Origin of the sequence: Bacillus sp. AFS001701 (assembly GCF_002559405.1) — a bacterium.
Classification (GTDB): Bacteria; Bacillota; Bacilli; order Bacillales; family Bacillaceae_G; genus Gottfriedia.
Window position 1 is genome coordinate 1 of record NZ_NTZO01000569.1, and the last position, 12,601, is coordinate 12,601.

At 32.8% G+C, this 12,601-nt stretch carries 9 protein-coding genes and 1 other annotated feature; of the genes, 1 reads left to right on the top strand and 8 read right to left on the bottom strand.

Annotation, left to right across the window (positions count from 1 at the left end):
- The 3 genes from CN514_RS23055 to CN514_RS23065 all read right to left on the bottom strand — a co-directional run.
- On the bottom strand, window positions 1-815 hold an 815-nt coding region (locus tag CN514_RS23055; RefSeq protein WP_141529501.1), incomplete at its 3' end, for a hypothetical protein.
- Window positions 816-839: 24 nt separating this feature from the next.
- Window positions 840-2,141 (bottom strand): bifunctional folylpolyglutamate synthase/dihydrofolate synthase, encoded by a 1,302-nt coding sequence (locus CN514_RS23060; protein WP_098234569.1) that lies wholly within the window; start codon window positions 2,139-2,141, stop codon window positions 840-842.
- Between the two features lie 91 nt (window positions 2,142-2,232).
- Window positions 2,233-4,875, bottom strand: coding sequence for a valine--tRNA ligase (locus CN514_RS23065; protein WP_098234570.1), 2,643 nt, complete (start codon window positions 4,873-4,875; stop codon window positions 2,233-2,235).
- Window positions 4,876-4,930: 55 nt separating this feature from the next.
- Window positions 4,931-5,172: a binding site (T-box leader), on the bottom strand.
- A gap of 227 nt (window positions 5,173-5,399) precedes the next feature.
- On the opposite strand from CN514_RS23065, the gene CN514_RS23070 reads away from it, so the two are divergent.
- Window positions 5,400-6,164 carry a sporulation protein gene (locus CN514_RS23070; protein WP_098234571.1) on the top strand — a complete coding sequence of 255 codons (765 nt, stop codon included), beginning with the start codon at window positions 5,400-5,402 and terminating at the stop codon, window positions 6,162-6,164.
- A gap of 95 nt (window positions 6,165-6,259) precedes the next feature.
- Here the strand turns inward: CN514_RS23070 and ysxE are convergent, their stop codons facing one another.
- From ysxE to CN514_RS23095, 5 genes are all read right to left on the bottom strand, one after another.
- Window positions 6,260-7,291 carry a spore coat protein YsxE gene (gene ysxE, locus CN514_RS23075; RefSeq protein ID WP_176526044.1) on the bottom strand — a complete coding sequence of 344 codons (1,032 nt, stop codon included), beginning with the start codon at window positions 7,289-7,291 and terminating at the stop codon, window positions 6,260-6,262.
- 86 nt (window positions 7,292-7,377) lie between these two features.
- Entirely contained in the window at window positions 7,378-9,198 is a 1,821-nt protein-coding gene (locus CN514_RS23080) for a LysM peptidoglycan-binding domain-containing protein (protein WP_098234573.1), read from the bottom strand.
- Between the two features lie 571 nt (window positions 9,199-9,769).
- Entirely contained in the window at window positions 9,770-11,056 is a 1,287-nt protein-coding gene (gene hemL, locus CN514_RS23085; RefSeq protein WP_098234574.1) for a glutamate-1-semialdehyde 2,1-aminomutase, read from the bottom strand.
- Window positions 11,057-11,062: 6 nt separating this feature from the next.
- Window positions 11,063-12,049: a porphobilinogen synthase gene (gene hemB, locus CN514_RS23090; RefSeq protein WP_098234575.1), complete on the bottom strand. Its 987-nt coding sequence runs from the start codon at window positions 12,047-12,049 to the stop codon at window positions 11,063-11,065.
- Between the two features lie 31 nt (window positions 12,050-12,080).
- The coding region (locus CN514_RS23095; protein WP_098234576.1) for a uroporphyrinogen-III synthase at window positions 12,081-12,601 on the bottom strand (521 nt) is incomplete at its 5' end.

Here is a 12,601-nt window from a genome sequence, read left to right on the forward strand (position 1 = left end):
TTTCCATATGAAACTGGAATTAAAGTAGTTAATTGTTCAAAAAACTCATCGATTACTTCCTCTTCTTCCATTCTTTGAGACAGTTTTTGACTTATTTTCATCGTTTTCTTTAAATATTTGTTCATATTTAAAGCAGAGGATAAAGAGTTTAAAATAATCATTAAAATAATATAATAAATAGTTATGTAAATTATCGTAATATATCCTTTTGTCTCTAACATTAAATAAAGACTTATTCCGATTGGATACATTAATAAATAAATAAACAAATCCCACTTAAATTCCCTATTAATCAATTTCATTTCTCTTTTATATAAGTAAATCGTAATAAAATAAATAACGATTTGATTAATCCAAAAAGATACAAGTGTGTAAATGAGGATTGGAATTAAGCTATTCATTATTTCTTTAGTCCCAGTAGGTTCAATCTTTCCCCCAACTAAATAATAAAGTAGCGCACTACCAATAGAACATAATGCAAACATTAACGAATTAAGTGGCATTCGGTAGAGAGTTTTTTTTGTAATACTCAATCTTATATACAGAATCGAATAGGCTAATTGACTTATTAAAAGTTCTGCAACTAAACCATACGATAAAAAAACTAATATTGAGATTCCGAAAATAAAAGAAAATGTAGCATCATTAATCTTAATCGGCATATTCGCTACAATTAGAAATAACGCGATTATAATCAAAAAATTTGAACGATCAATATGTCTAAGAGGGCTAACCATATTAGCATAATAAAATATGATAGGCATTAGAACAATCCATGCGATCCAAATCAACCTATTACTATGCTTACTAATCAAATTTATGGGCCATCCTTTACAATTCTAAGCGAATTTTTTTAGCAAATACCTTCTTACTACCGAGATAAAATATAAAGAACCGGTTATTAACAATATCTCGTCTTCCCCTATATCCTTTATATTCTTATCGATTGCAATAGATAAATCACTTTCATATTTTATATTAAGTGTATTAGCATTCGAAATTAATTCGTCTTTATTCATCGCTCTAGGAAAATCAAAAGTTGTCATGACAATATTATTTGTTATTACTCGTAATTCTTTTAACATCTCTCGGGCATTTTTATCTTTCAAGGCAGAGAATAGAATCTTTATTTCCTTATCCTGAAAACGGTTATTCATCGTCTCCACTAAACTTTTAATTCCTTCAACATTATGTGCGCCATCAATATAAATGACAGGCTTAGAAGCTATTCGTTCTAATCTACCTGCTTTTTGAGCTATTTTTAATCCTCTTTTGATATGATTTTCACTAAACTTCATTCCATATTTATTTTGTAATAAATAAACAACACAGATTGCGCAAGAAGCATTCCTAATTTGATGGTGCCCAAGCATCGATAGCTCAATATTTTCAATTAACCTGTCATTGCCTTTGTAATTAAACTTTTCATAAAGTGAATCTTTCAAAGGTGAAGCAAAAAAATGCATACCATATTCAAAATAATCAGCTTCATTTTTGATTGCGGCATTTTGAATAATTGTTAAAGCTTTTTCTTTCAATTCTGCTGTAACAATTGGAATTCCTTTTTTAATAATTCCTGCCTTATGCTTAGTGATTTCTTCTATTGTTTTACCAAGAATTTGTTGATGATCATGGCCAATACTCGTAATAATACTAATTAAAGGTGTCATTACATTTGTGCAATCCTCTAACCCACCTAAACCAGCTTCTACTAAAAATATGTCATGTTCTTTTATTTTACCGAAAAAGTAAAAAGCCATTGTTGTAATGATTTCAAATTCAGTTGGCGCACCACAAGGTAACTGTTCAACTTCTTCCACAACTGGAATCATACAATTTACAAGTTGAATAAATTCTTGTTTACTAATCATTTCACCGCAGAACATGATTTGTTCACGATAATCTAATATATATGGTGATGTAAAAGTTCCTACAGTATAACCTGCATCTAATAAAATACTTTGAAGAAAAGTAATTGTAGAGCCTTTTCCATTGGTTCCTGCGACATGAATTGCTTTGACATTTAGCTGAGGATTTCCTAGTCTAACTAGCATTTCTTCCATTCTTTGTAGCCCAGGTACAATGCCAAATTTTGTTCTGTTATACATCCATTTCAGTGCTTCCTCATATGTATTAACCATCTTTACCCTACCTTTATAGTAAAAAACGACGAATCATTAACTCAATTCGTCGTTTTTATTTTACTAACTATTATTACACCGCTTTAACTACTTATTTACTTAGTTCTGCAATTCGAGTTCTTACAGATTCTTGTTTATCAAGATAATCTTTTTCTTTACGACGCTCTTCTTCAATCACTGCTGCAGGAGCTTTCGCTACAAATCCTTGGTTACTTAATTTCTTTTGAACTCGTTCCACTTCACTAGTCCATTTTTCTAATTCTTTCTCTAATCGTTTTTTCTCTTCTTCAAGATTAATTAAACCTTCTAGAGGAAGATAAAGCTCAGCCCCACTAATTACTGCTGACATCGATTTTTCTGGTGCAGTTAGGTTAGTAGAAATTGTTAATTCTTCTGGATTACAGAAGCGCTCGATATATGAACGATTTTCTTCTAATGCAGCTGCAATCGTTTCATCCTTTGCAGAGATCATTAGTTGAACTTTTTTGCTCATTGGTGTGTTTACTTCTGCACGAATATTACGAACTGAACGAATTAACTCAACTAATATTTTCATCGTTTCAGAAGCTTCTTTATTTGTTAATTCCTCTCTAACTGTTGGCCAAGCAGAAACTGTAATAGACTCCCCTTGGTGTGGTAGAGATTGCCAAATTTCTTCAGTTACGAAAGGCATAAATGGATGTAAAAGCTTCATTGTACTTTCTAATACGTGTGCAAGAACTGAACGAGTCATATTTTTTGCATCTTCATTGTCGCCGTATAAAGGAATCTTTGCCATTTCAATATACCAGTCACAAACATCGTCCCAAATGAAGTTATAAAGTACACGGCCAACTTCACCAAATTCATAACGATCGATTAAAGCTGTTACACTTTCAATTGTTTCATTTAAACGAGTTAAAATCCATTCATCAGCAACAGATTTTTCTTTCGTTAAATCGATATTTTCATATGTGAAGCCTTCCATATTCATTAAAGCAAAACGAGAAGCATTCCAAATTTTGTTTACAAAGTTCCAAGTAGCTTCAACTTTCTCAATACTGAAACGTAAATCTTGGCCTGGTGAACTTCCTGTTGTTAAGAAGTAACGTAATGAATCTGCTCCATATTTCTCAATAACATCCATCGGGTCAACACCATTACCAAGTGATTTACTCATTTTACGTCCTTGCTCGTCACGTACTAAGCCATGAATTAAAACATCGTTAAATGGACGTTTACCAGTAAATTCAATTCCTTGGAAAATCATTCGTGATACCCAGAAGAAAATAATATCATAACCAGTTACTAATACATTTGTTGGGAAGTAAGCTTGGAAATCCTTACTTTCTTCATTTGGCCAACCTAAAGTTGAGAATGGCCATAATGCTGAACTGAACCAAGTATCTAAAACGTCGTTATCTTGATTCCAATTTTCAATATCAGCTGGTGGCTCTTGATTTACATAAATCTCACCAGTTTCTTTATGGTACCAAGCCGGAATACGGTGTCCCCACCATAATTGACGTGAAATACACCAGTCACGGATATTTTCCATCCAACGTAGATACGTTTTTTCAAAACGATCCGGTACAAATTTTACGCTATCATCAGAATTTTGTAATGCTACTGCAGCATCAGCTAGTGGTTGCATTTTAACAAACCATTGCGTTGATAAATAAGGCTCAACAACCGCTCCACTACGTTCACTATGACCTACAGAATGCATATGTTCTTCGATTTCAACAAGAACACCCATCTCTTGTAAATCTTTAACGATTTGTTTACGGCATTCAAAGCGATCCATACCATTGTATTTTCCTGCTTTTTCATTCATCGTACCATCTTCATTCATTACAAGAATGCGAGGTAAGTCATGACGGTTTCCAACTTCAAAGTCATTCGGGTCATGTGCAGGTGTAATTTTTACAACTCCAGTACCAAATTCCATATCAACATAATCGTCAGCAATAATTGGAATTTCACGATTTACGATAGGAAGTGTAACTGTTTTACCAACCATTGATTTATATCTTTCGTCTTCTGGGTGAACCGCAATTGCAGTATCCCCAAGCATTGTTTCAGGACGAGTAGTTGCAATTTGAATTTTTCCAGTTCCGTCTGTTAAAGGATATTGCATATGGTAGAATGCACCTTGAACATCCTTATAAATAACTTCGATATCTGATAAAGCTGTTTTTGTTGCTGGATCCCAGTTGATGATATATTCACCACGATAGATTAGTCCTTTGTTGTATAGCTTAACGAATACTTCTTTTACTGCATCAGATAGACCCTCATCTAATGTGAATCGTTCACGAGAGTAATCTAATCCTAAACCGATTTTTTCCCACTGAGAACGAATGTGAGAAGCATATTCTTCTTTCCACTCCCAAGCTTTTTCTAGGAATTTTTCACGTCCTAAATCATATCTTGATAAGCCTTCTTCTCGTAATTTTGCTTCAACTTTTGCTTGTGTAGCAATACCAGCATGATCCATACCAGGTAAATAAAGTACGTCATAACCTTGCATTCGTTTAGTACGAGTTAAGATATCTTGTAATGTTGTATCCCAAGCATGACCTAAGTGTAATTTTCCAGTTACGTTTGGTGGAGGAATTACGATTGTATATTTCGGCTTTTCTGATTCCACTTGTGCTTCAAAGAATTTCCCATCTAACCAAAATTGGTAACGATCTTTTTCAACTAAATTCGGATCATATTTTGTTGGTAATGATTTTTTTGTAGTTTCCATTCGGATTCATCTCCTCTAATAATTATTGAAAAATAAAAAAACTCCACTCATCCTTGAAAAGGACGAATGGAGTTGAATTCGCGGTACCACCTTTTTTTGTCAGAAAAAACTTGTGTTTTATCTGACACACTTAAAAAAGATAACGGATCATCCGGTAACTTCTAATCACCAAAAGCTTTGCTTTCGAAGTCACTGCTCAAGGGCGACATTCCAACTCTATTTTCTAGAAACCTCCCACCAAATGGTTTCCTCTCTGAAGAACTAGTTCGTTGTACTCTTCCCTATCATTGCATTTCATTATGAATATATGTAATAGTCTACAAAATTTACTTAAGCTTAGTCAACATTATTTCTAATTTCTTTCTAGATTATTCAATATGTGTCAATATCGTACCACATTTTTTAATACATAAAAAAAATACGACAAAAAATTGTAATGATTATTTAACATTCTGGTATACTAGTACTTATTTAATTATGCGATAATTATATAGTATGTAGATATAATTTTTAGGGGGATATTCATGGGTTTATTTAAAAATACATTAGCTCGTGTTCTCGGAATCGGTGGAACGAGAATTGATACAAAGCTTGAAAAAACAGAATATCAAGCTGGTGAACGAGTAAAAGGTGAATTATATATAAAAGGTGGTCGAGTTAAACAAGAACTAGATTCCGTCTTTTTACATGTAATGACTGAATATCAAGTTGAATCAAATGATAAGATTATAAATAAGAATGGTACTTTACAAAAATTTATCGTATCAGTTGATCGTATAATAAATGCAAATGAAGAAGTTATTATTCCTTTCTTTTTCACCTTATCTGAAAATACACCAGTATCACTTCACAAATCCCATATTTGGATTAAAACTCATTTAGAAATTGAAAAAGCTGTTGACCAATATGATGCTGATGGAGTTCAAGTAGTGCCTTCAGTCGGCTTAAAAACGGTAATCCAGGCACTTCAAGAAGAAGGATTTGTATTAAGAGATAGTGAAAACAAAAAGAAATATGGGAAAATTATTCAAGAATTTGAATTTTACCCAATGAATGGCGAATTCCGTGGAAAATTAGAGGAGGTTGAAGTTAACTATTTAAGCTTTGACAAAACAGTCGACTTAATCCTTCAACTTAATCAAAAACAAAAAGAAACAACTAGTAAGTTTTCTAAATTATTTGGCTCTGATGAAAATAATGTTCGAATCTCTTTTTCAAAGGATCATATTACGGACAAGGATTTTGTACGTAAAAGTGTAGTAAATGCAATTAAACGTCATGTAAAATAATAAACATAAAAAACATCTATCCATGTTGCTAACATTTAGTGATATATTTTTTGGATAGATGTTTTTATTTCCTCTCTTAATTATGCAAATTGAACTCATAAACCATCTATAGATTTCTCCGCTTCAATATCCTCTTGTATTTTTGAGACAAAATATTCAATATTAATCATATGCCAGTAAGCATTTAATAAATCTCTTACATTGTCTTTTTCATTATTAACCCCGGATCGCTTTAAATAGTTAGAAATTTTGGAAGAAAACTGAGTTGGATATGCCATATAACTTAAAAATAACATTCTTTCCTCTTCTCTTAATGAAAAATTCTTTTCATACATTTTAAGCCAATTATTACGATCAGATTGCTGAATAGGATATGTTTTAAAAGAATTCTTATAATAGTTCGTTAAATCTTGAATTGGTGTAGTTTCTTGTGCATTTTCTAGATTGATAAAGACACCTTCACCTCTTTTATTTACAAGAAAGTGAGAAATAGATAAATTTCCATGGTTCATGACAACTCTAGTATTTTCAGTTTCCTTCATTTTTTTAAACCATTCATCTAACTGTCCTTTAGCAAATTGATGTGCACTTAATATTTTATGAAAATACGTACAATAGCTTAGTTCATAAGGTGACATATACCAATTATCTTCTGCAACCTCAATGAAATTTTCCAATACTTCTTTATCTTTACTCCACCTTTTTGATAACGTATCATAATGGATTTGTAATTGATCTTTATCTACTTTTTTCTCTTTCTGTGTACTGTTATGCATCTTACCTAGTGAAGTAAACATTCGTTGAAAATGTAAATTCTCATCTGACTTTTCATCAACACTTTCAATCCACGGCATTAAATAGTAATGCTTCGTATTAAATTCAACAATATAATCTCCACTCTGGGTATGATATATTGGTACAACATTTCGAAATCCTTTATCTTGTAAAGAACGAACATTTTCAATCAAATTATTTCGATAAACTCGATTCACATTTGCTTCTTTTAATGCGAATACACCTTGATTCGTATAGATCTTAACTACCTTACCAACAGTTTCAAAATAATTTGGTACAATATGATACTGTGCTAAAATGACGCTTATTTCATCTTTAGGTTTTCTATACAAGATGCGTCACTCTCACTTTCTAAATGCGTAAAAGCCTTGTATTAGTAGACAAGTGTCTTAACTAATACAAAGCTCTCACCATATTGTTATTGTTTTATAGCAGTTACAGGAATATAAATGATTTGCCCTTCCGATAAAAATTCATCATTCAAATTATTAACCCGATTCAACTGCTGAGTTTGTAGGTTATATTTTTTAGCTACAGATTCAATTGTATCTCCATTTTGAGCTAAATATAATTTTAATTTAGTATAAGAATCTTCTCTTCCTTCGCCAGTAAACAAACTTGATAGTAGGTTGTCACTTTTAACACTTCTTGCTTCACTTACTTCTTCTTTTACTTCCTTTTTACCAACTGGATCAGCTTTTATTTCTACTTTTGGTAATTCAGGTGGTGGTGCTTCTTGCTGCTCCACTTGAGCTTGATAATAATCCGCATAATATGGTGGTGTTTGACGAACATCAGTTGGATTCTCTAAATTATTTTCTTGATTTACTTGGGGCAAGGGATTTTGATAGAATTGTTCCTGATTTTGATTATATGCAAATGGTGCTTGCTGATATTGTTGGTTAACATAAGGTTGATAGTTTTGCTCTAAAGTTCGATTATATAATTCTTCATATTTTTCAATTTCTTTTTGAGCATTGTTTTCATTATTAGCATTTTGCAAAGTACTAAAATCATTATCTAAGAAGCTAGGTCTACTATTTAAAGAATTGTTTAAATAGCTGTGTACATTAAAATCATTATTCAAGAAACTAGGTCGCTCATTATACGTATTATTTACATTGTTAGATATCTGTGCATCATTTTCACTTTGACTAGCTTCTACATCATTATTATTCATTAAGAAGCTTGGGGTTGGATCGACTGCTTGTGGTTCTATTGCTTGTGGTTCTATTGCTTGCGGCTCTATTGCTTCAGCTGATATATTAAAGCCTCTAAATACTTCTTCATATTCTTCTTCCTCTTGAACCTCTGATTGCTCTTCTAACTGTTCTGTTTGTTCTGTCTGCTCTGACTGGGCCATAATTTCTATATTAGATTCTTCTTCTACTTGTTGTTGTTCTACTACTTGTTGTTCTTCTTCATAACTTTGTTCTTCGCTTTCTTCTAACTCATAATAATGTTCCACTTCATTTTCAACTGCTTCGACACGATCTTCAACTACCTCTTCAGGCTGAAAAACCTCTAAGTAAGTAGGTTGCCCAGGATATGTGTCTTGTTCTTCTTGCTCTTCATTCTCTTCAAGGGATTGAATCCAATCACTGCCGTAAAGATTATCTTGTTCAGTAGTTTCCTGTTCTGAAGTTGGTTGATGAAAGAACTGGAATTGTTCTTCTTGTTCTCTTTCTTCTTGATACTCATATCCTTCATTTCCTTCATTACTTGAGCGATATTCGTTTTCGTATGCGTAGTTATTATATTGCTCATACCCTCTTTGTTCTTGATAAGTTTCTACTGCTCTATTATGGTCATGTAAACCAGAAATACATAAATCAGCAGCAATTTGAATACTACCTTTTTCAGCTATTTGAAAATCAAATGTCTCTACAGAAACACATAGATTTTCAAGATCAGTAATCCTAGTTAATGGTATTGAAATATCTACAGGGAACTGATGATTCATTTCACAACTTCCATCTTCAAGAGCGATTACATTTTCAATCATTCTTGAAGGTGCTAATTCTCTTAATGAGTAATAATCACCTTGATTTGATAAATCAGGTGTGTAATTACCTTCTAAGGTTAAGACACCCTTCACTTGAACATATTCTTCAAATTGCTGTATAGTAATGTCTGGATTTAACGAGAGTGACCTTACCTCTTTAACTTCCTGTCCTTTTTGGAACCAGACAGTTTCTTTCAATGAAAAGCGAATATTTGTTTGATTTTCTGAAGACACCTTAATGTCCTCCTCTCATCGTCCAATTTGGTCTATGACATTACATTTTTATGAAAGAAACGAAAAATTTATGAAGAAAAGATTGTTATTTTATATTAAGAAAGGTTTAATAATCGCAGGATGAAAGAAATACAGTGATAAGGGAATAGGAAAAAGAATAATAAAGAATGGCATTTAAGAAGGATTGGACGAATAGTATCAGAAAAAACTGCAAAAAAATGAGCAACTATGTCATTGAAATTATTTACTAATTAGTAGATGGGGAACTAGAGGTTTTTTTTTCATTCGCTCGATCATATTTATAGATTTTTCTTCGATATTGAATTGTTTAAAACAATATATAGATTTCTAGTTCTACTTTTCGTTTCTCTGATTTTATTTGCAGTTTACTTTTTTGTAGCTTTCCCCTCATCTATTTTTACATAGACTGGCATCTTATTTGCGATTCTCCTCTCTATCTATTTGCAGCTTGAACTTCTCTATTTTTCACTACAGTCGTTCTACTGAAGCTTTACCAACTCTATTTGCTATAACAAAAAATGGTGCCCTAAAAATAGGACACCACCTTAAATTAAACTAATTGCGAAAATGCGTATTCAGTAGCTGCAATCGTTTTTTGAATATCTTCGTCTGTATGTGAAGTTGATAGGAATAAACCTTCAAATTGTGATGGTGGTAAGAAGACACCTTGTTCAGCCATTAGTTGATAGTATTTAGCAAACATTTCTAAATTAGATGTTTTTGCTGTTTCGTAATTTTCAACTTTTTCGTTTGTGAAGAAGAATCCAACCATTGAACCTGCACGATTAATACAATGTGGAATATTGTATTTTTCAGCTGCAGCTTTATAACCAGCTTCTAGCAAATCAGCTTTTCGGTTAAATTCTACATAATCTTCTTTCGATAGCTGACTTAATGTTTCGTAACCAGCCGTCATCGCTAAAGGATTTCCTGAAAGAGTTCCAGCTTGATAAATTGGGCCACTTGGAGCAATTTGATTCATGATTTCAGCTTTACCACCATATGCACCTACTGGTAAACCTCCACCGATCACTTTTCCTAAGCAAGTGATATCAGGCGTTACACCAAAATGACCTTGAGCACAATTATATCCTACACGGAAGCCAGTCATAACTTCATCAAAAATCAATAATGTACCATATTGAGTCGTAATTTCTCTTAAGCCTTCTAAGAAACCTTCAACTGGCGGAACAACACCCATATTACCTGCAACCGGCTCAACAATAACCGCTGCTAAGTCATCTCCAAATTGTTCAAAAGCATATCTTATACTTTCTAAATCATTATAAGGAACAGTGATTGTATTTGATGCAACACCTTCAGGTACACCAGGACTATCTGGTAATCCAAGTGTAGCTACACCAGAACCAGCTTTAATTAATAAGGAATCACCATGTCCGTGATAGCATCCTTCAAATTTTAAGATTTTGTTTCGTCCAGTAAATCCGCGAGCAAGACGTAAAGCACTCATTGTCGCTTCTGTTCCTGAGTTAACCATTCGAACAACTTCAATCGAAGGCACTCTTTCGATCACAAGTTTAGCTAATTCTGTTTCTTTTAATGTTGGTGCTCCAAAGCTAGTTCCAGTTTCTGCTGTTCGCTTTAAGCCTTCAACTACACGCTCATTTGAGTGACCTAAAATTAGAGGTCCCCAAGATAATACATAATCAATATACTCATTTCCGTCTATATCATATATTTTAGAACCTTTACCATGACTCATAAAAATTGGTGACATATTGACACTTTTAAATGCACGTACCGGACTATTTACTCCACCAGGAAGTACTTGTTTTGCCTCTTCAAAAGCTTCAATTGACTTGTTATATGATCTCATTTATTATTACTTCCCTTCTGATAACCATCTGCAAGCATCTTTAGCATGATAAGTCATAATCATATCTGCACCAGCACGTTTCATACTAATTAATTTTTCCATTACTACTTTTTCTTCTTCAATCCAACCATTCAATGCAGCAGCTTTAACCATTGCATATTCTCCACTAACATTATAAGCAACGATTGGTTGGTGATAGTTATTTCTGATATCACGAATGATATCTAAGTATGAAAGAGCTGGTTTAATGATTAAGAAATCTGCACCTTCAACTGTATCTGATTCTGCTTCACGGAACGCTTCTAAGCGATTTGCAGGGTCCATTTGATAAGCCTTACGATCACCTTGTCCAGGAGCACTTTGAGCTGCCTCACGGAATGGTCCGTAAAATGCTGAAGCATATTTTACTGCATATGACATAATTGGAATATTATCAAATCCAGCTTCATCTAAGGCATGACGAATTGTTGCTACGAATCCATCCATCATATTTGAAGGAGCAATAATATCTGCGCCAGCCTGTGCTTGACTTACTGCTGTTTTTGCTAATAGTATTAACGATTCATCATTATTAACATACTCATCTTCTAAAACTCCACAATGTCCATGATCTGTATACTCACATAAACATGTATCTGCAATAACAATCATTTCAGGATATTGTTCTTTCGTTTGTGAAATCGCACGTTGAACGATTCCAGTTGCACAGTACGCTTCAGAACCTACTGCGTCTTTAACATCAGGAATACCAAAGAATATGACAGATTTTATACCTAATGATACAATTTCATCCATTTCTTTTTTTAATTCATCTAACGAAAATTGAAATACACCTGGCATTGAACTAATAGGATTTTTTACCCCTTGTCCCTCAACAACAAAAAGAGGATAAATAAAATCTTCTTTATGTAAATGAGTCTCTCTAACCATAGAGCGTAATGCTTGTGTACTTCTTAAACGACGGTGACGATCAAACGGAATAGAATAAGTCATTTTTTTCTCCTTCTTTTTAAAGACGATTTGATTAATCAATATCATCTACTATTTTTTTAATTAAAGCCTCTGTTGTAAATTTACTAGGAACAATAATATTATTCAAACCTTTTTCTCTAGCTTTTTGTGCGGTTACTTCACCGATACAAGCAATTTGAATGTTTTTTAAATCTTCCATACTAATTGCATTTCCAATCAAAAAGCAAAACTGTTCAACACTAAATGGATTCAAAAATGTAATCACATCCAGTTTTTTATTTATTAATAAATTTAACAGTTCATTTTTAATACCTAGATTTGCAATGGTCTCATAAACGGTTAATAAATTAACTATATGACCATTTTCTCCTAGTATTTTTGGTACGTTATCACTCGCTAAAGAGCCACGTAAAAATAAAAATTTTGTTCCTTTTTCTACTATGTAACTTAACTCAGAAGCAAATGTTTTACCAGTAAATTGACTTGGAAGGAAAGCTACTTCAAATCCTTCTTCAACTAATCGGTTCTTTGTTTTTTCTCCGACAGCACCAATTTTTTTTTGAAGAATTTTTT